We start from the raw sequence: 21,417 nt of genomic DNA on the forward strand, positions 1-21,417 counted from the left end.
ATCCCGAGAGAGGCAGCGGCTTGAAGGTCTACATCAGCGCGGACATGGAAGGCATCACCGGACTGGTCGACGCGGAGGACGTCCAGCCGCCTGGGCGCGACTACGAGCGCGGCCGGGTGATGATGACCGAGGACGTCAACGCGGCCGTCCGCGGGGCCTTCGGGGGCGGGGCGTCGACGGTCCTGGTCAACGACGCCCATGGCCCGATGCGCAATCTGCTCCCCGATCTGCTCGACCCGCGGGTCACGCTGATCAAGGGCCGCCCGAAGCCGATGGGCATGATCGAGGGACTGACCCCGGAGTACGACGCGGTCGTCTGCGTCGGCTTCCACGCCCGCGCGGGCATCCTCGGCGTGCTCAGCCACAGCTTCATGGGCCACGAGATCGAGGACATCTGGCTCGACGACCGCCCGGTCGGCGAGATCGGGCTCCTGCACGCGACGGCCGCGGCGTACGGCGTACCGGTGGCTCTGCTCACCGGCGATGACACCGCCTGCGCCGAGATGACCGCGTGGGACTCGTCGGTCGCGACCGTCCCGGTCAAGTTCGCCAAGGACCGCTTCGCCGCCCAGCTCGTCCCGATCGCCGAAGCCCGCAGCGCCATCGAGACCACCACTCAGACAGCTCTGCGCGAACCAAGAGCAACCCCGACCGTGAGCCGAACCTCCCACCGCCTCACCGTCCGCTGGCAGAACGCCTCCGTCGCCTCCCACCTCCCAGCCATCCCCGGCGTCACCCGCACCGACGACCGCACCGTCATCGTCGACGCCCCGATGCCCGACCTCTACCGCCTCTTCTGCCTCTTCCTCCGAGTAGCCACCGCCATCACCAGCAACCACCCGTACTGCTGATCGCTACCGGTTGAGCAGCAGACGTACGGCCGAAGGCAGCGCGAGACCGAGGGCGAGGTGGTTCCAGGCTCTCTGGAAGTTGCCCTGGGTCTGGTTCGGGGCGGGGAAGTGAGTGCGCAGGCGGAACGCCAGGGACGTGATGACCGCCTGGCCGACGGCGAACAACACGACGCCGACGGTCATCGATGCCCCCGAGCCGCTGGTGGCCTGGTTGTACAACACCACGATGAGGCCGGCCAACCACAGCAGGAATCCCACCACGTACGCCGTCACGAGCAGGCGCGCCTTCGGTTCTGTCGACCAGTCCATGCGCGTCAGTATGAGGGCGATCGGTAGTTGTTAAGAACGTACAAGCCGGGGCGGCGTTTCAGCGGGCAGATTTGAGCCTGTGGACAACGTGACTGAGCCGGTTCGGTTCGATACCAAGATCGCTGTGTTGCTGCGGGAGGATCTGGTGAGTTGGCAGCGGCTGAACGTGACGGCGTTTCTGGTGAGTGGGATCGCGGGGACGAATCCGGAGCTGGTGGGCGAACCGTACGAGGACGCCGACGGGACGCAGTACCTGCCGATGTTCCGTCAGCCCGTGCTGGTGTTCGAGGGCGCCAAAGAGTTCATGGCGCTCGCCCATCAGCGCGCCCTCGGTCGCGGGCTCACGGTCTCCGTCTTCACCCAGGAACTCTTCACCACCGGGAACGACCGCGACAACCGCGCGGCCGTGAGAGCAGTCCAGCAGAGCCAGCTCGACCTGGTCGGGCTGGCCTTGCACGGACCGAAGAACGCCGTGGACAAGATCCTCAAGGGCGCGAGGATGCACCCTTAGCGGGGTTCGAAGTACTTCCAGGTGCGGCCGCGGTCGGTGCTGGTGAGAGCCTGGGTGTTCTTGCCGTCCACCGGATACCTGGACGCGTAGAGGATGCCGCCGACGCTGTCCAGGTCGTTCAGATCGACTGGTGGTGTGAAGACAGTCCCGGTCCCCAGCCGGAAGAGCTCGCGCTGCGAGCCGCGCTGGAGCAGCAGCGCCGTTCCGTCGGTTGCATCGCGCAACCCTCCGACTTTGGGCACCCGGCAGTCACCTACTCGCGAGTAGGACGACTGCCGGGTGCCCAAAGTGGAAGAGGTGACCGGACGTCGGCGGGGAGGGCGGGGGCGGGCGGGGAGGGCGGAGGGTCAGACGCGGCGGAAGATCAGCGCGCGCTTGACCTCCTGGATCGCCTTGGTGACCTCGATACCGCGGGGGCAGGCGTCGGTGCAGTTGAAGGTGGTCCGGCAGCGCCAGACGCCTTCCTTGTCGTTCAGGATCTCCAGCCGCTGCTCGGTACCCTCGTCGCGGCTGTCGAAGATGAACCGGTGCGCGCCGACGATCGCCTGCGGGCCGAAGTACTGGCCGTCGGACCAGAAGACCGGGCAGGACGTCGTACAGGCGGCGCAGAGGATGCACTTGGTGGTGTCGTCGAAGCGCTCCCGGTCGGCCTGCGACTGGATCCGCTCGCGGGTCGGCTCGTGGCCGCTGGTGACCAGGAACGGCATGATCGCGCGGTACGCGTCGAAGAACGGCTCCATGTCGACGACCAGGTCCTTGAGCACCGGCAGGCCCTTGATGGGCTCGACGGTGATCTCCTTGTCCGGGTTCAGGTCCTTGATCAGCGTCTTGCAGGCCAGCCGGTTGCGGCCGTTGATCCGCATCGCGTCCGAACCGCAGACGCCGTGCGCGCAGGACCGGCGGAACGTCAGCGTGCCGTCCTGCTCCCACTTGATCTTGTGCAGCGCGTCCAGCACCCGGTCGCCGGGCAGCAGGGTGACCGAGTACGTCTTCCACTCGGCCTCGTCGAGGACCTCGGGGTTGTACCGAAGGATCTTGACCTTGACGTCCATCAGTACTTCCGCTCCATCGGCTTGTAGCGGGTCTGCACGACCGGCTTGTAGTCCAGTCGGATGTTGACGTTGCCCTCGGCATCGATCGACCGGTAGGCCATCGTGTGCCGCATGAAGTTCACGTCGTCACGCTTGTCGTAGTCCTCGCGGAAGTGCCCGCCCCGCGACTCCTTGCGGGCCAGCGCGGAGACCACCAGTACTTCGGCCAGGTCGAGCAGGAAGCCCAGCTCGACGGCCTCCAGCAGGTCGGTGTTGAACCGCTTGCCCTTGTCCTGGACGGCGACGTTCGCGAAGCGGAGCTTGAGTGCCTCGATGTCGGTCAGCGCCTGCTTCAGCGAGCCCTCGGTCCGGTACACCTGCGCGTTGATGTCCATCGTGGCCTGCAGGTCGGCCCGGATCGCGGCTACCCGCTCCTCGCCGGTGGCGGTGCGCATGCCCTCGATCAGGTCGACCACGAAGGTCTCCGGCGCATCCGGCAACTCCTCGAAGTCCGCGGTCTCCGCGTACTCCGCGGCGGCGATCCCGGCCCGCCGGCCGAACACGTTGATGTCCAGCAACGAGTTCGTCCCGAGCCGGTTGGCGCCGTGGACGGAGACGCACGCGACCTCGCCCGCGGCGTACAGGCCGGGGATGACGTCGGTGTTGTTGGCCAGCGCCTCGCCCCGGATGTTGGTCGGGATGCCGCCCATCGCGTAGTGCGCGGTCGGGAACACCGGGATCTGCTCGGTGTACGGCTCGACGCCGAGATAGGTCCGGGCGAACTCGGTGATGTCCGGCAGCTTCGCGTCGATGTGCGCGGGCTCCAGGTGGGTCAGGTCGAGCATCACGTACGCGCCGTCCGGCCCACAACCACGGCCTTCCCGTACTTCGTTCGCCATCGCCCGGGCCACCATGTCGCGCGGCGCGAGGTCCTTCACGGTCGGCGCGTACCGCTCCATGAAGCGCTCGTTGTCCTTGTTCCGCAGGATTCCGCCCTCACCGCGGGCGGCCTCCGACAGCAGGACGCCGAGGCCGGCCAGGCCGGTCGGGTGGAACTGGAAGAACTCCATGTCTTCCAGCGGCAGGCCCTTACGCCAGACGATGCCCATCCCGTCGCCGGTCAGCGTGTGCGCGTTCGAGGTGGTCCGGAAGACCTTGCCGAAGCCGCCGGAGGCGAACACGATCGACTTGGCCGAGAAGATGTGCAGCTCGCCGGTGGCCAGTTCGTAGGCGACCACGCCGGTCGCCTTGCCGGCCACCATCAGCAGGTCGAGCACGTAGAACTCGTTGAAGAACTCGACGTTCTGCTTGATGCACTGCTGGTAGAGCGTCTGCAGGATCATGTGGCCGGTCCGGTCCGCGGCGAAGCAGGAACGGCGGACGACGGCCTCGCCGTGGTTGCGGGTGTGGCCGCCGAAGAAGCGCTGGTCGATCTTGCCCTCGGCCGTCCGGTTGAACGGCAGGCCCATCTTCTCCAGGTCGAGTACCGCGTCGACGGCCTCGCGGCACATCACCTCGGCCGCGTCCTGGTCGACCAGGAAGTCACCACCCTTGACCGTGTCGAAGGTGTGCCACTCCCAGTTGTCCTCCTCGACGTTGGCCAGCGCGGCGCACATGCCGCCCTGGGCCGCGCCGGTGTGCGACCGGGTCGGGTAGAGCTTGGTGAGCACCGCGGTCCGGGTCCGCTTGCTGGACTCCAGGGCCGCGCGCATACCCGCTCCACCCGCACCGACGATCACGACGTCGTACTGGTGCCGCTGCATCTGAAACTGTCCTTTACTTGCAGACCGACAGCGTGGAGCTGGGGTCGAGGCAGGGGTCGAAGGTGAAGATGACCAGGGTGCCGAGCACGACGATCACGATCGAGGCGGTGATCAGCAGGCTCTTCAGCCAGAACCTGGTCTGGTCCTTCTCGGCGTAGTCGTTGATGATCGTGCGCATCCCGTTGGTGCCGTGCAGCATCGCCAGCCACAGCATCAGCAGGTCCCAGACCTGCCACAGCGGGTTGGCCCACTTGCCGGCCACGAAGGCGAAGTCCAGCGCGGTGATGCCGCCGCCGAGCATCAGGTTGACGAACAGGTGGCCGAGCACGAGGACCACCAGGGCGAGCCCGGACAGCCGCATGAACAGCCAGCTGTAGAGCTCGAAGTTGGTCTGGCCGGACCGGTTCCGGCCGCCGCCCTTGAGCGAGCGGGACCGGGTGGACGAGCGCGGGGCTGCGATCTCGGACATGCTCACTCCCCGCCGAAGACGTGCATCAGGTGCCGGATCACGAACGGCACGAACAAGACGATCCAGACCACCCCGACGCCGATCATCAGCTTGCGCTGGTTGCGCGGGCCCTTGGCCCAGAAGTCCACCAGGATCAGCCGGATGCCGTTGAACGCGTGGAACAGGATGGCGCCGACCAGACCGACCTCCATCAGCCCGACGATCGGGTTCTTGTAGGTGCCGATCACCTCGTTGTAGGCCTCGGGGGAGACCCGGACCAGCGCGGTGTCGAGCACGTGCACGAGGAGGAAGAAGAAGATCCCGACGCCGGTGATCCTGTGCGCCACCCACGACCACATGCCCTCGTGACCGCGGTACAGCGTGCCGACTGGCTTGCTGGGCAAACCGATCCTCCGATCGGACGACGGACCAGAGCCGGTGAGCGCGGCGACTCCGGGGCGTCTGGTCAGCACGGTGTCGGTCTGACACGGCGGCCGCGATCGGCTCGGCCCGGAAAGGAACCAGGCCGTTCTTGATGCTATCGCTGCCCCGCACCCGTTCTGCGCAGCTCTCATGTGAGATCGCTCTCGGCGAGGTACGGCGGCGTGGCGGGGGATTAGCGTGGGACTGGCGACGAAAAAACGGCCCGGCCACGCCGGGTGGAGAGGGGACGACAGTGAGTTTCTGGATCTGTGAGACCTGTGCGGTGGAGCACTCCGAGCAGGTCGAGGTGTGCGCCATCTGCGCCGACGAGCGGCAGTGGGTGCCCGCCGACGGGCAGCACTGGACCACGCTCGAGCAGCTGTCCGCGTCGGGGACCGAGGTCACCATCGACGAGGTCGAGCCGGACCTGTACGGCGTACGGTCGAGGCCGCCGGTCGGGATCGGCCAGCAGTCGATGCTGCTGCGGACCGCCGAGGGCAACCTGCTCTGGGACCCGATCGGGTACCTGGACGACGACGCCGTACGGCGGGTCCGGGAGCTGGGGGAGGTCATCGCGATCATCGCGAGTCATCCGCACATGTACGGCGTACAGGTCGAGTGGAGCCACCGACTCGGCGGCGTGCCGGTGTACGTCTCCGAGGCTGACGCCGAATGGGTGGCTCGGCAGGACCCGGTGATCCAGACCTGGTCGGGCAAGCTCAACCCGTTGCCGGGTGTGACGGTGATCCAGCCGGGCGGGCACTTCCCGGGCAGCGCGGTGGTGCACTGGGCCGAAGCCGCGGACGGCAAGGGCGTGATCCTGTCCGGCGACACCATCTTCGCCAACCCGGACCGCACCTCGGTCAGCTTCATGCGCAGCTACCCGAACCGCATTCCCCTGTCCGGCGCGGTGGTGGACCGGGTCGCCCGGTCGCTCGACGTGTTCGAGTACGACCGCCTCTACAACAACTTCGGCTCCGTGATCCCGGTCGACGCCAAAGCCATAGTCCGCCGCTCCGCCGACCGCCACGCCGCCTGGACCCGCGGCGACTACGACCACCTGACCTAAGCGGGCAACGCAGGAGACCTGTTGCGGCGAGGTGAGGCACACGCCGCTACAGGTCCCGGAGCGATTCGTTCAGTTTGATCAGATCGGGCTGGAGCAGGTCTTCGTCCAGACCTTCGTGCCGGGGTTGTACTGCCGCCAGTTCATTGCCGAGCGGGTCTGCGGGCCATACACGCCGTCCGCCGTGAGCTTGTGCCTGGTCTGCACCCGCTTGACCACCGCGGCGGTGTTCGCGCCGTACTTGCCGTCGATCCGCAGCGTGGAGCCGTAGCAGAAGTTCAGGTTGCGCTGCAGGGTCTTGATGGCCGCGGTCGGGTTTCCGAAGGGGTTCTGTGGGTCCCGGTTCGGCAGGTCCCCCAGCTTCAGGTTGCAGGTGAAGTTGTAGTCCTCCCAAACGCCGGGAAGGGTGATCTGCCAGCCGCGCTGGAGCTTGATCGGGTAGGCATCGTCACACTGGCCGAGCTTGGCCGAGGCCTGGGCAGGCGCCGCGGAAGCAGGCAGCGCAACAGCCAACGGAGCCAGCGCCAGCCCGACAACGGCCATGGCTGCACGAATGGAAGGCATTTGTTTCTCCTAGCATCTGTCATTGGTTAGTTGCCAGAAGAGACGCCACCAGAGCGCATCTGGTTCGTGCTGTTACAAGACTTCGATACAGCTCTAACTATGCGGCCATCCGTTTGAGCGCCAATCGCTTGTGCAGGTTGAGCATGTGCTGGACGCAGGTGTGCCAGTCGTAGAGTTCGGCTCGTTGGCGGGCCGCAGTTCTGCGGTCTGGCTGGGTCATCAGGTCCAGTACTGCGTCCGCGAGTGCTGCTGGGGTTGGCTGGCCCCAGCGGCCGCAGGTTTCGTCGACTAGTTCGCGGGCTCCGCCGGTGTCGGCCGTTACTACCGGCGTACCGGCTGCTAGTGCTTCCAGTACTGCGAGGCCGAACGTTTCGCCTGGGCAGACCGAGAGGGCGATGTCGGCCTCGGCAAGGTGGCGGGCCAGGTTGATGCGGCCGTCGATGTAGCCGTGGAAGGTGACCGGGGCGCTGCCTGCGATGGCGATGAGCTCGTCGAGGTGTGGGCCGGAGCCGTAGACGTCCATTCGCAGGTTGATGCCGCGTCGGTGCAGCTCGGCCGCGGTGGCGACGGCGAGGTGTGGGCTCTTCTCACGGGACAAGCGGCCGGCGTGGACGAGCTTCAGTACGCCGTCGTCGAGCGGGGTCGCGAGCGAAGGGTGGAATGTCTCCAGGTCCACGCCCAAGGGGATCCGGACCAGCGGGGTCGTCACCTCGTCGAACTCGGCGGCGGCGTACCGGGACGTCACCACCACGGCGTCGTACGTGCGGCTCAGTAGGCGATAGAGCGCGCCGACACCCGCGGCGACACCGAGTTGGCGGCCCGTGCGCAATGACAGCATCGCGTCGAGACGTTCGTGGCTGAAGAGCACCGAGCCGATCTCGTTCCTGCGCGCCCACCTTGCCACCGGCAACAAAGTGGACTTGTCGGAGATCTCCACGGTGGTCGGCCGGAAGCGTTCCAGGGCGTCGATCACGCGCCAGGGGTCGGTGATCAGGCGATAGCCGCCGCCGACCTTCGGTGCCTTCATCCGGACGATCGTGCCGACCTCGGTCTCGATCACGCTGTCGCGCTCGCCGGGCGTGATCAGGATCCGCTCGGCGCCGGCTTCGCAGTACCCCTGGCCGAGGTGCTCGATCGCGGTCCGCATCCCGCCCGAGGTCGGACCGACGAAGTTGGCGAGCTGGGCGATGCGCAGGCTCATGCGGCGCGCCTTAGGCGCGCAGTACGGGTCTGTTGTGCGGCTTCTTCCAGTACTTCGGCGTAGTGGCGATTGACCAGGTCGTCCACGACAGCCGGCCAGGTCCTCGTCTGCACTCGGCGCTGGCCGGCCGCTGCCATCGTGGCTCGCTGGGGCGGGTTGTCGAGTAGGTGAGCTACTGCCTGGCGGAGCGAGCCCGCCTTGCCTGGTTCGAAGAGCAAGCCGTTCTCGCCCGGCCGGATCAGGTCGAGCGGGCCGCCCGCGGCCGGGCCGACCGTCACCACGCCGGATGCCTGCGCCTCCTGGATGGTCTGGCAGAAGGTCTCGTGTTCGCCGGTGTGCACGAAGATGTCCAGCCCGGCGAAGATCGCGGCCAGGTCGGCGCCGCGGCGCATGCCGAGAAAGGTTGCTCCTGGCAACGTGTTCTCCAAGGTGTGGCGGTCCGGGCCGTCGCCGACCACGACGACGTGGCAGTCGAGGTCGGCCAGCTCGGCCAGCCGCTTGACCTTCTTCTCCGCGGCCAGCCGGCCGACGTACCCGACGATCGGTTTGCCGTCCGGCGAGATCTCCCGGCGCCACTGCTCGTCGCGGTTGGCCGGGTCGAAGAGGTCGAGATTCACGCCGCGACCCCAGGTGTGTACCCGGGGGACGCCCGCCTGGACGAGCTGGGCGACCGAGGCCGACGACGGCGCGAGCGTGCGGTCCGCGCGGGAGTGGACCCGGCGGATCCAGGCCTGTACGCCGCGATCGGCCTTCGCGAACCACGGGTACTGGCGGGCGAAGGCGGCCAGGTCGGTCTGGAAGATCGCGACCGTCGGCAGCCCGAGCCGGCGCGCGCTGCGCAGGCCGTAGGCGCCGAGGATGAAGGGTGACGCCAGGTGCACGAGATCCGGCTTGAAGTCGGCCATCGCGCGTTCGATCGCGGGATCGGGCAACCCGACGGGGAACTCCTTGTAGCCAGGGATCCCGAAGCTGCGGGCCCGGATCACCCGGACGCCCTGGTAGCTGTCGGGACCGGGGCCGGCGGCGATGATCAGCAGCTGGTGCCCGTGGGCCAGCAGCCGGTCGGCGACGTGGCGAACCGTGTTCGCCACGCCATTGATCTGCGGCAGGAAGGACTCGGCGACCATCACTATGCGCACACTGCGAGGTTCCCGACCCCGCATGAACCCTCGGCGACACTCCCGTAACACGGCGTCGATCCCCAGTCGACACATCCCCAACCACCAAATGACCACCAGGCAACCACCCGGCACCACCCAGCAACCACCACACCAACACCGAGCTTCACCCCCGCCTGAATAAGCCCCACATCGCCCACTCGTACGGCGGGCCGACCGCCGGCTAGTTGGGGCTGATGAGTTTTACGGCGGGGAAGTAGCCGCGGTAGCGGGCGGTGTCGCGGGTGAGGAGGCGGTAGCCGGCGATGGCCGCGTGGGCGCCTATGTAGAAGTCGGCGAGGGGTGAACGACGGGTGCCGCCTCGCCGCCGGTAGTCGAGGTAGGCCTTGCCGGCGAGGAATCCAGCCTCGAACGGCAGTGGTTCGCGGCGGAGGCCGGCGTCGTCGATCAGCTCGTCGAGCTCCTCGATGGAGGTGAAGTCGACCGAGATCTCGGCGTAGATGATCGGGTTGATGACGAGCGGGCCCGCGTCCGCGGCCTCGGCGATGGCTTCAGCGGACCAGTCGGCCCACTTCGGGTCGTCTGTCGTGAGGTCGAGGATGACGCAGGCGTCGACCATGGTGGCCTGTGGCCGGACCAGAGAGAGCTCAGTCCTCGCCACGGAGCAGATCCATGATCTCGTCGGTGCTCATCCCGCTGGACCCGCGACCGCGGAGCCGGGCGGCCACCCGGCTGCCGTGGGAGTTGTTGTTCTTCGCGCGGACGATGTGCACGGTGTTGCCCTGGATGACGAACTCGACCTCGTCGCCCTCGTGCAGGCCGAGGTGTTCGCGCACCTCGACCGGCACCGTCAGCTGCCCCTTGGACCTGAGCCGCATGCTGCCTCCTTCTGGTAAGAATCCGACCAGTTGGATTCTACCCGAGACGCCGGTCACAGAGGGTGCTGGATGTCACCTGGGTGGTGCGTACCAGCGGTGGGGTGGTTCGGCCTACGGTTGAGGGATGAGTCATCAGACCGAGTCGGGATGGGACTTCGAGCCGGTCTATGGACCTGAGCGGCTCGAAGGGTTCGATGCTGGGCAGAAGCTGGGCGTGCCGGGGGAGTACCCGTTCACCCGGGGCGTCTACCCGACCATGTACACGCAGCGGCCGTGGACCATGCGCCAGTACGCCGGGTTCGGCACCGCGGCCGAGTCGAACCAGCGGTACCACCAGCTGATCGACGCCGGCACGATGGGGCTGTCGGTCGCGTTCGACCTGCCGACCCAGATGGGCTACGACTCCGACGCGGAGCTCGCGCACGGCGAGGTCGGCAAGGTCGGGGTGGCGATCGACTCGATCGACGACATGCGGGTGCTGTTCGACCGGATCCCGCTGGACCAGGTGTCCACCTCGATGACGATCAACGCGCCCGGCTCGGTGCTGTTGCTGCTCTACCAACTGGTCGCCGAGGAGCAGGGCGTGTCCGGTGACAAGCTCACCGGCACGATCCAGAACGACGTACTGAAGGAGTACATCGCCCGCGGCACCTACATCTACCCGCCGAAGGAGTCGCTGCGGCTGATCAGCGACATCTTCGCCTACTGCCAGACCGAGCTGCCGCGCTGGAACACGATCTCCATCTCCGGCTACCACATGGCCGAGGCCGGCGCGACGCCCGCGCAGGAGATCGCCTTCACGCTGGCCGACGGCATCGAATACGTCCGTACCGCGGTCGCGGCCGGCCTCGACGTGGACACCTTCGCGCCGCGGCTGTCGTTCTTCTTCGTCTCCCGGACGACCCTGCTCGAGGAGGTCGCCAAGTTCCGCGCGGCCCGGCGGATCTGGGCGCAGGTGATGCGGGACGAGTTCGGCGCGAAGAACCCCAAGTCGTTGATGTTGCGGTTCCACACCCAGACGGCCGGCGTCCAGCTGACCGCCCAGCAGCCCGAGGTCAACCTCGTCCGGGTCGCGATCCAGGGCCTTGCCGCAGTACTCGGTGGGACGCAGTCACTGCACACCAACTCGTACGACGAAGCGATCGCGCTGCCGACCGAGAAGGCGGCGCGGCTCGCGTTGCGCACGCAGCAGGTGCTCGCCTACGAGACCGACATCACCGCGACCGTGGATCCCTTCGCCGGCTCGTACGTGGTCGAGTCGCTCACCGACGAGGTGGAGGCGGCCGCGCGCGAGCTGATGGATCAGGTGGAGGAGTTCGGTGGCGCCGTCGCGGCCATCGAGAAGGGCTTCCAGAAGCAGGAGATCGAGCGGTCGGCGTACCGGATCGCGCAGCAGATCGACTCGGCCGAGCGCGTCGTCGTCGGGCTGAACAAGTACAAGGTCGCCGAGGAGGATCCGTACGAACCGCTCCGGGTCGACCCGGCGATCGAGGCGCAGCAGGTCGAGCGGCTCGCCAAGCTCCGCGCCGAACGCGATCAGGCGGCCGTCGACAAGGCGCTCACCGACCTGCAGAACGCTGCCCGGGGCAACGACAACTGCCTCTACCCGATGAAGGAAGCCCTGAAGGCCCGCGCCACGGTCGGCGAGGTCTGTAACGCCCTCCGCGCAGTCTGGGGCGGCTACGTCCCCGCCGACACTTTCTAGTTCTGTCCCGACCGACAGGACATAGTCGGTCGGGCGGCGGTGCGCCACGCTCAGTGGAGCGGTGGTCGGCCGCAGAACGGGGACTATGTCCTGTCGGTCGGGACGGATCAGTCCAGCACGGCGGTTGCGGTTAGTAGCGTGGTGCCGAGGGAGATGGCGTCTTCGGAGGGGTTGAAGCCGGGGGTGTGCAGGTCGGCGGCGGTCTCCACGCCGATCGGCCGTACGCCGAGGCGTGCCATCGCGCCCGGGACGTGCTCCAGGTACCACGCGAAGTCCTCGCCGCCCAGACTCTGATCGGTCTGGGCGAGCGCGCCCGAGCCCATCGTCTGGTCGACGGCCGAGCGGAACACGTCGATCGCGCCGGCGTCGTTCATCACCGGCGGGACGCCATGCGTGACCTCGGTGTCCACCTCCACGCCGTACGGCGCGACGAGTTGCTCCGCGAGCGTCGGGATCAGGTCGGCCGCGAAGCGCCAGGCGTTGACGTCCAGGCAGCGCAGCGTGCCCTCGGCCTCGCCGCGAGCCGGGATCGCGTTGGCCGCCGACCCGGACGTGATCCGGCCGAAGACCAGCGACATCCCCGCGCGCGGGTCGACCCTGCGTGACAGGGCGGCCGGCAGTTCGGTGACGAGAGATGCCAGCGCGTAGACGAGGTCGCCGGTCAAGTGCGGGCGCGACGTGTGCCCGCCCGGCCCGGTCAGCCGGATCAGGATCCGGTCGGCGGCGGCGGTCAAGGCGCCGGTCCGCAGGCCGACCTGGCCGACCTGCAGCCGGGGATCGCAGTGCAGCCCGTAGATCCGGCGCACGCCTTCGAGTCCACCAGCGGCGATCACGCCGAGCGCACCACCCGGCATGGCCTCCTCAGCCGGCTGGAAGATCAGCCGCACCCGACGGTCAAGCAGACCGTCCTTGGCCATCCCGGCCAGCACCAGACCCGCGCCGAGGAGAGCAGCAGTGTGTACGTCGTGCCCGCACGCGTGCGCCGCTCCGTCGATCGTCGAGCGCCAAGCGACGTCTACCGCATCCGGTACGGGCAACGCGTCGATGTCGGCGCGCAACGCCACGCAGGTGTCGCCGGAGCCGATATCGCAGATCAGCCCGGTCCCGGTCGGCAGCACGCGAGGCGAGAGCCCTGCCTCGGTGAGCCGCCGCGCGAGCAGTTCCGTCGTCCGGACCTCATGCCAGCCGAGCTCGGGATGGGCATGCAGATCACGGCGTACCGCGACCGTCTCCGCCCGCACCTCGTCGACGCGAGCCTTCACGTCGGAGAGCCGCAGGCTGTGCGAAGTCGTCATTCACTGATTCTCCATCACGCTCCCGGCCCGCTTGTCCGGGCCCTGCCGGGTGTCACGCTGTGTGATCACGGGGAGGCGGCCGGCAGATGTTTCGTTGCAATGCTTCTCGCGCCGATTACTTTCCGGTATCGAGGCCCTTGTACCGTTCAAAGAGGACAGGCTCGCACCTATAGTCTGCGGATGCGGCACCTGGGAAGGCTTGCCGATGACAGAACTTGGTCGACAAAGGAGACGTCCGGTGAAGAAGTACGTGCGGGGATTGGCGATCGTGGGCGTGCTGACGCTTGCCGTCGCCGCGTGTGGCAGCAAGCCGACTGACGACACGGCAGGCGGGGGCGCCAACAAGGACTTCAAGGCCTGCATGGTCTCCGACTCGGGCGGGTTCGACGACAAGTCGTTCAACCAGACCTCCTACGAGGGTTTCCAGGCCGCCGTCAAGGCGAAGGGCCTGACCGAGCAGAAGGTCGAGTCGAAGTCGGACAACGACTACCCGACCAACATGACCGCCATGATCAACGCCAAGTGCAAGGTGATCATCGCCGTCGGCTTCAAGCTGGAGGACGCCACCGACAAGGCGGCCGCGGCGAACCCGGAGGTCAAGTTCGCGATCGTCGACTCGGCCCCGCCGAAGCCGATCGCGAACGTCAAGCCGCTGGGCTTCAACACCGCCCAGTCCAGCTTCCAGGCCGGCTACCTGGCCGCCGCGATGTCCAAGAGCGGCAAGGTCGGCACCTTCGGTGGCATCAAGATCCCGCCGGTGACCATCTTCATGGACGGTTTCGCCGAGGGCGTGCGCTACTACAACAAGCAGAAGTCGAAGAACGTTCAGGTGCTCGGCTGGGACGACGCCAAGCAGGCCGGTCTGTTCACCGGTAGCTTCGAGGACAAGGCCAAGGGCCAGAACACCGGCCAGAACCTGATCACCCAGGGCGCCGACATCATCTTCCCGGTGGCCGGCCCGTCCGGTCTGGGCGGTCTGCAGGCGGCCAAGGCCAGCGCCGGCAAGGTCAACGCGATCTGGGTCGACACCGACGGCTGCGTCAGCGCCGCGGAGTACTGCTCGGTGCTGATCTCCAGCGTCAAGAAGGGCATGGACGTCGCCGTTCAGGACGCGGTCACCTCGGTGGTCGACAACAAGTTCGACAACAAGCAGTTCATCGGCACGCTGGAGAACGGCGGCACCGCGCTGGCGCCGTTCCACGAGTTCGACAGCAAGGTCCCGGCCGAGCTGAAGACCGAGCTGGACCAGATCAAGGCCGACATCATCGGCGGCAAGATCGTGCTGGAATCCAAGGCGCAGCCCAAGGCGTCCTGATCCACTCAGGCGCGTAGTACGGTGCGAGCCAGGCAGGCAGGGCCCTTCGGGGCACGGCCTTCCTGGCTCGCCGTCTGAAGGCTGTGTCTACGAAGGGGGCATGCCCGCATGCATCTAGAGCTCTCGGGGCTGACCAAGAGTTTCGGCTCCCTGGTCGCCAACGACCAGATCGACCTGGTGATCTCCCCGGGTGAGATCCACTGCCTGCTCGGCGAGAACGGGGCCGGCAAGTCCACCCTGATGAACATGCTCTATGGGCTGCTGCAGCCCGATTCCGGCGAGATCGTGATCGACGGCGAGAAGGTCGCGATCACCTCGCCGAGCGACGCGATCAAGCACCGCATCGGGATGGTGCACCAGCACTTCATGCTGGTGCCGGTCTTCACCGTCGCGGAGAACATCATGCTCGGCCGGGAGAACACCCACCCCGGCGGCGTGCTGGACCGCAAGAAGGCCAACGCGCTGGTCACCGAGCTGTCCGAGCGGTACGGGTTCGAGGTGAACCCCGAGGCGATGGTCGAGGACATCCCGGTCGGCGTCCAGCAGCGGGTGGAGATCATCAAGGCGCTCACCAACGACGCCCGGGTGCTGATCCTGGACGAGCCGACCGCGGTCCTGACGCCGGCCGAGATCGACGAGCTGATCGCGGTGATGCGGCAGCTGAAGGAGAACGGCACCTCGATCGTCTTCATCACCCACAAGCTCAAAGAGGTCAAGGCGATCGCGGACAAGATCACCGTGATCCGCCGTGGCAAGGTGGTCGGCCAGGCCGAGCCGTCCGCGTCCGAGGAAGAGCTCGCCGAGCTGATGGTCGGCCGCGCCGTCGACCTCGTCGTCGACAAGGAGCCCGCCCAGCCAGGCGAACCGGTACTGCGGATCGAAGGCCTGACCGTGATCGACGAGCGTGGGTTCACCGCCGTCGACGGGGTGGACCTGGAGGTCCGCGCGGGCGAGATCCTGGCCGTGGCCGGTGTCCAGGGCAACGGCCAGACCGAGCTCGCCGAGGCGCTGCTCGGGCTGACCCCGATCGCGGCCGGCCGGATCTCGCTGGACGGCAAGGACCTGACCGGGGTGACCACCCGGCAGCGGCTCGACGCCGGCATCGGTTACATCCCCGAGGACCGCGGACATGACGGTTTCGTCGGCTCGTTCAGCGTGGCTGAGAACCTGGTCCTCGACCTGTTCCGGCGGGAGCCGTTCGGCAAGGGCCTGAGGCTGCGTACCGACGAGATCGAGAAGAACGCGAACGAACGGATCGAGGAGTTCGACATCCGCACCCAGGGCGCGGACCTGCCGGTCTCGTCGCTGTCCGGCGGCAACCAGCAGAAAGTGGTGCTGGCTCGCGAGCTGTCCAGACCGGTGAAGCTGCTGGTCGCCTCGCAGCCCACCCGCGGTGTCGACGTCGGCTCGATCGAGTTCCTGCACACCCGGATCGTGAAGGAACGGGACCAGGGCACCGCCGTCTTGATCGTGTCCACCGAGCTGGACGAGATCGCCGCTTTGTCCGACCGGGTCGCGGTGATGTACCGCGGCAAGGTGGTCGGCGTCGTACCGTCCGACACGCCTCGCGACGAGCTCGGCCTGATGATGGCCGGCGTGCCCCGGACCGAGGCACACGAAGTCGCGATCGAGAACCCGACCACGTTGGGAACCATCTAGATGAGCACCGACACAACCACAGAGCCGGCGCAGGTACCGGCCGGGCCGGGCGACCAGTCAAGGCGTTCCGGGCTGCCCAGCTGGGCGGTCCAGGGGCTGGTCTCGCTGAGCGCGATCCTGCTGGCGCTGCTGGTCGGCGCCGTCTTGATCATCATCGGTGACGACCAGGTGAAGGCGGCGTTGGGCTACTTCGGCGCCGCGCCGATGGACACCTTCTCGGCCGCTTTCAGTGCCGTCGGCAACGCCTACAAGGCACTCGCCGTCGGCGCTCTCGGCGGGGTCACCCCGATCACGGAGTCGCTGACGGCGGCGACCCCGTTGATCTGTGGCGGTCTGGCCGTCTCGCTGGCGTTCCGTACCGGCCTGTTCAACATCGGTGCCCAGGGCCAGCTGATCGTCGGCGCGATCCTGGCCGCCTGGGTCGGGTTCGCCTGGCACCTGCCGCCCGGCATCCACCTGATCGCCGCGATCCTGGCCGGCCTGGTCGGCGGCGCGATCTGGGGCGGCGTGGTCGGTCTGCTGAAGGCGCGCACCGGCGCACACGAGGTGATCGTCACGATCATGCTCAACTACGTCGCTATCTACCTGCTCCAGTGGTTGCTGACGACAACGACCTTCAAGCGGCCCGGTCGCGAGGACCCGATCAGCCCGATCGTGGACGCGAACGCGCAGTACCCGCAGTTCGGCAGCACCCGGTTGCACGTGGGCTTCTTCCTCGCGCTGGCCGCGGCCGCCTTCGTCTGGTGGCTGCTGAACCGTTCGACCATCGGCTTCGAGCTGCGCGCGGTCGGCGCCAACGCCGATGCCTCCCGTACTGCGGGGATGTCGGTCGGCCGTGCGTACTTCATCGCGATGCTGGTGGCCGGAGCGCTGGCCGGGCTCGCGGGCAGTCAGCAGGTGCTCGGTACCGATCTGCCGCTGACTGATGGCGTCGCCGCCTCAGTCGGCTTTGACTCGATCACGGTGGCGCTGCTGGGCCGCGGTACGCCGCTCGGAACCGTCCTGGCCGGTCTGCTCTTCGGCGCCCTCAACGCGGGCGGCCTGCAGATGCAGCTGCAGACCCAGACGCCGCTGACCCTGACTACCGTGCTGCAGGCCGTGATCGTGCTGTTCGTCGCCGCCCCGGCGCTGGTGCGTTCGGTCTTCCGCTTCCTGCCGAAGGAACGCGGCGTAGGGGCGGTCCTCGCGAAAGGCTGGAACGGATGAGCGAGTCGATCAAGACCGCCGAAACGCGTCTCGCCCCGGCGCCGGCGAGTATCGAGGGGCCGGCCGAGCGAGTACGCCGGTTGCGCGTCGGCGGCCTGATGCTGGTCTTCGCCCTGATCGGGCTGGGCCTGGGGATCGGCACCAACGGTGGCAAGGCCACCTTCCAGTTGGTGTCCGGCGATCTGGAGAACAACCTGGTCGGCATACCGGCTCAGCCGGTGGCCATCCTGCTCGGCGCTCTCGGGCTACTGGCCGCGGTGGCCTACGTGATGCGCCGGGTTCCGACGAAGTACGCGGGCTGGCTGGCCGCAGTACTGGGGGTCTGCTTCATCGGTGCGTTCCTCTGCTGGGCCGCGGCGGGCAAGGTCTTCCCGCTGGCCAACCAGTTCCAGGGCACGCTGAACTTCGCCACTCCGCTGATCCTCGGCGCGCTGGCCGGTGTGCTGTGTGAGCGCGCGGGTGTCATCAACATCGCCATCGAGGGTCAGTTCCTGGTCGGCGCGTTCACGGCGGCCGTTGTCGCCAGTACTACGGGCAGCGCGGTCGCGGCGTTGATCGCCGCCGCTCTGACCGGTGTGCTGATGGCGTCGTTGCTGGCCGTGTTCTCCATCAAGTACCTGGTGAATCAGGTGGTCCTCGGCGTTGTGCTGGTGGTCTTTGCCTCCGGCATCACGGGGTATCTGTTCGACCAGTTCCTGCAGGAGGACTCCGCCAACCTGAACACGCTGGACGTGCTGTCCGCGGTGAAGATCCCGCTGCTGGGCGACATCCCGTTCTTCGGGCCGATCCTGTTCCAGCAGACGGTGCTCGTGTACCTGACCTACATCGCGGTCGCGTTGGTCACCTTCGTGCTGTTCCAGACCCGCTGGGGTCTGCGGGTCCGCGCGGTCGGCGAGCACCCGAAGGCGGCCGACACGGTCGGTATCAAGGTCAAGCGGGTCCGGTACTCCGCGGTGCTGTGGGCGGGCGTACTGGCCGGCCTGGGCGGCGCGTTCTTCACGGTCGGGTACGCCGGTTCGTTCAGCAAGGGGATGACCGCGGGCAACGGGTTCATCGCACTGGCCGCGCTGATCATGGGCCGCTGGCACCCGATCGGCGCGATGGTGGCGGCCCTGTTCTTCGGCTTCGCCACCCAGTTGCAGTCCCAGCTCCAGATCATCCAGACCCCGATCCCCGGCGAACTGTTGCTGATGGCCCCGTACCTGGCCACCATCATCGCCGTAGCCGGCCTGGTCGGCCGAGTAAGAGCCCCGAAGGCAGACGGTGAGCCCTACGTCACCGAGTAACGCTGTTGGTTCGATGGGGGATGCTGGTGTGATGGACGTAAACTGGGTTGAGCTGCGAGCGGCTGCAGTCGGGGCGATGCGCCGGGCTTACGCCCCGTACTCCGGATTCCCCGTGGGTGCTGCGGCGCTGGTGGACGATGGGCGGGTAGTTGCCGGGTGCAACGTGGAGAACGCGTCGTACGGGTTGACGTTGTGTGCTGAGTGCGGGCTGGTGTCCGAGTTGCATGCGAGCGGTGGTGGGCGGCTGGTCGCCTTCACCTGCGTCGACCACAACGAAGAGCTGCTCACGCCCTGCGGCCGCTGCCGTCAGCTGTTGCACGAACACGGTGGACCGACCCTGCTGATCGAGTCCGCCACCGGCAGCCGCCCCCTGCGCGAGCTGCTCCCCGACGCGTTCGGGCCCGAGAGAATGGAAGATCAGTGAGCTTCGACGCGGTCGACGTGATCCGTACCAAGCGGGACAAAGGCGAGCTGAGCGACGGTCAGATCGACTGGGTGATCGACGCCTATACCAAGGGCGCGGTCGCGGACGAGCAGATGTCCTCGCTGGCGATGGCGATCCTGCTGAACGGGATGAACCGGCGCGAGATCGCCCGCTGGACCGCGGCGATGATCGCCTCCGGTGAGCGGATGGACTTCGCCAAGCTGTCCCGGCCGACCGCGGACAAGCACTCGACCGGCGGCGTCGGCGACAAGATCACGTTGCCTTTGGCCCCCTTGGTGGCGGCGTGCGGCGTCGCCGTACCGCAGCTGTCCGGCCGCGGCCTCGGGCACACCGGCGGCACCCTCGACAAGCTCGAGTCGATCCCCGGCTGGCGGGCGGCGCTGTCGAACGACGAGATGATGCGGCAGCTCGAGGACGTCGGCGCGGTGATCTGCGCGGCCGGCGACGGGCTGGCGCCGGCCGACAAGAAGCTGTACGCATTGCGTGACGTAACCGGCACGGTCGAGGCGATCCCGCTGATCGCCAGCTCGATCATGAGCAAGAAGATTGCCGAGGGCACCGGTGCGCTGGTGCTGGACGTGAAGGTCGGCACCGGCGCGTTCATGAAGGACCTGGCCGACGCCCGCGAGCTGGCCGAGACGATGGTTGCGCTGGGCACCGATGCCGGCGTGAAGACCGTTGCCCTGCTCACCGAGATGTCAGTGCCGCTCGGCCTGACCGCCGGAAACGCCTTGGAGGTCAGGGAATCCGTCGAGGTACTGGCCGGTGGCGGCCCGGCCGACGTGATCGAACTGACCGTTGCCCTGGCCACCGAAATGCTCGCGGCCGCCGGTGTCACCGACATCGACCCGGCCACGAAACTGCAGGACGGTACGGCGATGGACGCCTGGCGCCGGATGATCGCGGCCCAAGGCGGCGACCCCGATGCCGAGCTCCCCGTGGCACCCGAACAACACGTCGTCAAGGCAACAGCCACAGGCGTCCTGTCCACCCTGGACGCTCTGGCGGTCGGAGTCGCGGCCTGGCGTCTCGGCGCCGGCCGTGCCCGCAAGGAAGACCCGGTCTCCCCAGTCGCGGGAGTCGAGTTGCACGCCAAGCCGGGTGACCAGGTCGCCGAAGGTCAGCCCTTGTTGACCCTCCACGCCGACGACGCCACCCGCTTCGACCGCGCCCTGGAGTCCCTGGCCAACGCGATCGAGATCTCCGACTCCTACACTCCAACCCCACTGGTGATCGATCGCATCACCGCCTGACCCGCAGTACGGCGGTCCCGGCGATGGCCAGCCACACCGGGACCCCGTACGCCGTCACGCGCTCCATCCCGCCGACGCCGGTCAGCCCGCGCGACCGTCAGCCGGACTTGGTGGTGAGCCGGGCTTTCTGCAGCTGGATCATGGTGGTGGCGAGTTTGATGTCGGGCACCGGTGTCTTCTCGAGCGTGCCGGCCTGGCTCACCGTGACTTCGGCGACCATCGCGCCGACGGTGATGCTCGCCACCGCGACCGCCTCGATCCGGCCGGTCACGCCGGCGACCTCGGTCCGAGCATCCGTCAGCGCCTCAGGCACACCCCGTACTGCGAACTGCCTGCTGTGCTCGTCCTGACTCCAGAAACCCTTCTGCAGGTCGACTGCCTTGGCCTTGGAGCCGGCCTTGAAGAGTTGCACGGTGACCCGCTTGCGCCGGTCAGGGCTGAGCCGGAACGTCTGGTAGCCGTCCTTGCAGCCCGCGTTGATCAGCAGGGCAAGATCCTCGGCGGGCGAACCGGACAGGTTGTCGACGAAGGTCTGCCGCGTGAACGGCCCGGTCACCTGCCGCGGGTCATCCGAAGAACCCTTCATGAACCCGCCCGGCACAACGGCCAACCCCGCCAGCCCGCTGGTCGGCACCGGAGCCACTGCAGGAACGTCGGCAGGCGCGGACGGCGTACTGAACCCCGTCTGGGTGGCGGCCCCGGCGTCGCTCCCACAGCCAGTCAGCCCAGCCAGCCCGACAAACACCAACGCGGCAACACCAGGCCCGGCTCGCCTCACAATTCCTCCGCAGGATCAGGGGATTACCCCCCAACCCCACCAGACCAAGGTGAACGCCAGGCAAATACCCCACGCCCCGCCGCCGCTCGCTCCTACGTCGCTCCCCGCTCTGAGGCTCCCACCCACCCGACCTTTGCCGCTCCTGCGTCGCGGTGACCGCTCTGACCCGGCCCCTTGCCGGAGGCGCCAAAGGCCAGGGTCGCATGGTCGAACGTAACCGGAGGCGAACTGCCTGACCCGCCATTGGCGCTATGGGCGCAAGGCGGGACTCGTGACCGACGGGTCGCGGCCTAACGGAGGAACCCGTGTCGC

At 67.7% G+C, this 21,417-nt stretch carries 23 protein-coding genes; 10 read left to right on the forward strand and 13 right to left on the reverse strand.

The window, feature by feature from the left end:
* Positions 1-20 precede the first annotated feature (20 nt).
* Positions 21-851: a M55 family metallopeptidase gene (locus A3ES_RS0140130; RefSeq protein ID WP_020392490.1), complete on the forward strand. Its 831-nt coding sequence runs from the start codon at positions 21-23 to the stop codon at positions 849-851.
* A gap of 3 nt (positions 852-854) precedes the next feature.
* On the opposite strand, the gene A3ES_RS0140135 is transcribed toward A3ES_RS0140130, so the two are convergent.
* Entirely contained in the window at positions 855-1,160 is a 306-nt protein-coding gene (locus A3ES_RS0140135; RefSeq protein ID WP_020392491.1) for a hypothetical protein, read from the reverse strand.
* A gap of 79 nt (positions 1,161-1,239) precedes the next feature.
* On the opposite strand from A3ES_RS0140135, the gene A3ES_RS0140140 reads away from it, so the two are divergent.
* Positions 1,240-1,671 carry a DUF2000 domain-containing protein gene (locus A3ES_RS0140140; protein WP_020392492.1) on the forward strand — a complete coding sequence of 144 codons (432 nt, stop codon included), beginning with the start codon at positions 1,240-1,242 and terminating at the stop codon, positions 1,669-1,671.
* On the opposite strand, the gene A3ES_RS0140145 is transcribed toward A3ES_RS0140140, so the two are convergent.
* From A3ES_RS0140145 to sdhC, 5 genes are all read right to left on the reverse strand, one after another.
* Complete coding sequence (locus tag A3ES_RS0140145) at positions 1,668-1,913, reverse strand: hypothetical protein (RefSeq protein ID WP_020392493.1); 246 nt, start codon at positions 1,911-1,913, stop codon at positions 1,668-1,670. The two genes, A3ES_RS0140140 and A3ES_RS0140145, sit on opposite strands and share 4 nt — an antisense overlap.
* 105 nt (positions 1,914-2,018) lie before the next feature.
* Complete coding sequence (locus A3ES_RS0140150; RefSeq protein WP_020392494.1) at positions 2,019-2,723, reverse strand: succinate dehydrogenase iron-sulfur subunit; 705 nt, start codon at positions 2,721-2,723, stop codon at positions 2,019-2,021.
* On the reverse strand, positions 2,723-4,465 hold the full coding sequence (sdhA, locus tag A3ES_RS0140155) for a succinate dehydrogenase flavoprotein subunit (RefSeq protein WP_020392495.1): 1,743 nt from the start codon (positions 4,463-4,465) through the stop codon (positions 2,723-2,725). Before sdhA ends, A3ES_RS0140150 begins: the two co-directional genes overlap by 1 nt.
* A gap of 13 nt (positions 4,466-4,478) precedes the next feature.
* Complete coding sequence (locus A3ES_RS0140160) at positions 4,479-4,934, reverse strand: succinate dehydrogenase hydrophobic membrane anchor subunit (protein WP_020392496.1); 456 nt, start codon at positions 4,932-4,934, stop codon at positions 4,479-4,481.
* Between the two features lie 2 nt (positions 4,935-4,936).
* Entirely contained in the window at positions 4,937-5,317 is a 381-nt protein-coding gene (gene sdhC / locus A3ES_RS0140165) for a succinate dehydrogenase, cytochrome b556 subunit (RefSeq protein WP_020392497.1), read from the reverse strand.
* A gap of 272 nt (positions 5,318-5,589) precedes the next feature.
* Between sdhC and A3ES_RS0140170 the strand changes: the two genes are divergently transcribed.
* Positions 5,590-6,405: an MBL fold metallo-hydrolase gene (locus A3ES_RS0140170; protein WP_020392498.1), complete on the forward strand. Its 816-nt coding sequence runs from the start codon at positions 5,590-5,592 to the stop codon at positions 6,403-6,405.
* 78 nt (positions 6,406-6,483) lie between these two features.
* On the opposite strand, the gene A3ES_RS0140175 is transcribed toward A3ES_RS0140170, so the two are convergent.
* The 5 genes from A3ES_RS0140175 to A3ES_RS0140195 all read right to left on the reverse strand — a co-directional run bounded on the left by A3ES_RS0140175 (position 6,484) and on the right by A3ES_RS0140195 (position 10,163).
* Positions 6,484-6,966 (reverse strand): peptidoglycan-binding domain-containing protein, encoded by a 483-nt coding sequence (locus A3ES_RS0140175; protein WP_026163640.1) that lies wholly within the window; start codon positions 6,964-6,966, stop codon positions 6,484-6,486.
* 97 nt (positions 6,967-7,063) lie between these two features.
* A complete protein-coding gene (locus A3ES_RS0140180) occupies positions 7,064-8,167 on the reverse strand; it encodes a glycosyltransferase (RefSeq protein WP_020392500.1) in 1,104 nt (367 codons plus the stop codon).
* On the reverse strand, positions 8,164-9,306 hold the full coding sequence (locus A3ES_RS0140185; RefSeq protein WP_026163641.1) for a glycosyltransferase family 4 protein: 1,143 nt from the start codon (positions 9,304-9,306) through the stop codon (positions 8,164-8,166). Before A3ES_RS0140185 ends, A3ES_RS0140180 begins: the two co-directional genes overlap by 4 nt.
* Positions 9,307-9,508: 202 nt before the next feature.
* Positions 9,509-9,946: a type II toxin-antitoxin system VapC family toxin gene (locus A3ES_RS0140190; protein WP_020392502.1), complete on the reverse strand. Its 438-nt coding sequence runs from the start codon at positions 9,944-9,946 to the stop codon at positions 9,509-9,511.
* A complete protein-coding gene (locus A3ES_RS0140195; protein WP_020392503.1) occupies positions 9,933-10,163 on the reverse strand; it encodes an AbrB/MazE/SpoVT family DNA-binding domain-containing protein in 231 nt (76 codons plus the stop codon). The genes A3ES_RS0140190 and A3ES_RS0140195 overlap by 14 nt, the downstream gene beginning before the upstream one ends.
* A 124-nt stretch (positions 10,164-10,287) precedes the next feature.
* On the opposite strand from A3ES_RS0140195, the gene A3ES_RS0140200 reads away from it, so the two are divergent.
* Positions 10,288-11,868, forward strand: a complete 1,581-nt coding sequence (locus A3ES_RS0140200; RefSeq protein ID WP_020392504.1) for an acyl-CoA mutase large subunit family protein — start codon at positions 10,288-10,290, stop codon at positions 11,866-11,868.
* A gap of 107 nt (positions 11,869-11,975) precedes the next feature.
* Here A3ES_RS0140200 and A3ES_RS0140205 read toward each other — a convergent pair whose 3' ends face one another.
* A complete protein-coding gene (locus A3ES_RS0140205; protein WP_020392505.1) occupies positions 11,976-13,163 on the reverse strand; it encodes an amidohydrolase in 1,188 nt (395 codons plus the stop codon).
* 205 nt (positions 13,164-13,368) lie between these two features.
* Here A3ES_RS0140205 and A3ES_RS0140210 point away from each other — a divergent pair, with 205 nt between their 5' ends.
* The 6 genes from A3ES_RS0140210 (at position 13,369) to A3ES_RS0140235 (ending at position 20,327) form a co-directional block, all read left to right on the forward strand.
* Positions 13,369-14,478 carry a BMP family lipoprotein gene (locus tag A3ES_RS0140210; protein WP_202806697.1) on the forward strand — a complete coding sequence of 370 codons (1,110 nt, stop codon included), beginning with the start codon at positions 13,369-13,371 and terminating at the stop codon, positions 14,476-14,478.
* A gap of 108 nt (positions 14,479-14,586) precedes the next feature.
* Positions 14,587-16,137, forward strand: coding sequence for an ABC transporter ATP-binding protein (locus A3ES_RS0140215; protein ID WP_020392507.1), 1,551 nt, complete (start codon positions 14,587-14,589; stop codon positions 16,135-16,137).
* Positions 16,138-17,343 carry an ABC transporter permease gene (locus A3ES_RS0140220; RefSeq protein ID WP_020392508.1) on the forward strand — a complete coding sequence of 402 codons (1,206 nt, stop codon included), beginning with the start codon at positions 16,138-16,140 and terminating at the stop codon, positions 17,341-17,343.
* The gene (locus tag A3ES_RS0140225) at positions 17,340-18,629 is read left to right on the forward strand and encodes an ABC transporter permease (protein WP_020392509.1); all 1,290 of its coding nucleotides are present in this window, start codon (positions 17,340-17,342) and stop codon (positions 18,627-18,629) included. The genes A3ES_RS0140220 and A3ES_RS0140225 overlap by 4 nt, the downstream gene beginning before the upstream one ends.
* Before the next feature lie 31 nt (positions 18,630-18,660).
* Complete coding sequence (locus tag A3ES_RS0140230) at positions 18,661-19,053, forward strand: cytidine deaminase (RefSeq protein ID WP_202806698.1); 393 nt, start codon at positions 18,661-18,663, stop codon at positions 19,051-19,053.
* Positions 19,050-20,327 carry a thymidine phosphorylase gene (locus tag A3ES_RS0140235; RefSeq protein WP_020392511.1) on the forward strand — a complete coding sequence of 426 codons (1,278 nt, stop codon included), beginning with the start codon at positions 19,050-19,052 and terminating at the stop codon, positions 20,325-20,327. Before A3ES_RS0140230 ends, A3ES_RS0140235 begins: the two co-directional genes overlap by 4 nt.
* Positions 20,328-20,424: 97 nt before the next feature.
* Here A3ES_RS0140235 and A3ES_RS0140240 read toward each other — a convergent pair whose 3' ends face one another.
* The gene (locus A3ES_RS0140240) at positions 20,425-21,105 is read right to left on the reverse strand and encodes a hypothetical protein (protein ID WP_157631012.1); all 681 of its coding nucleotides are present in this window, start codon (positions 21,103-21,105) and stop codon (positions 20,425-20,427) included.
* Positions 21,106-21,417: the final 312 nt, after the last annotated feature.

It is taken from the genome of Kribbella catacumbae DSM 19601, assembly GCF_000372465.1.
In the GTDB taxonomy this organism is placed as follows: Bacteria; Actinomycetota; Actinomycetes; order Propionibacteriales; family Kribbellaceae; genus Kribbella; species Kribbella catacumbae.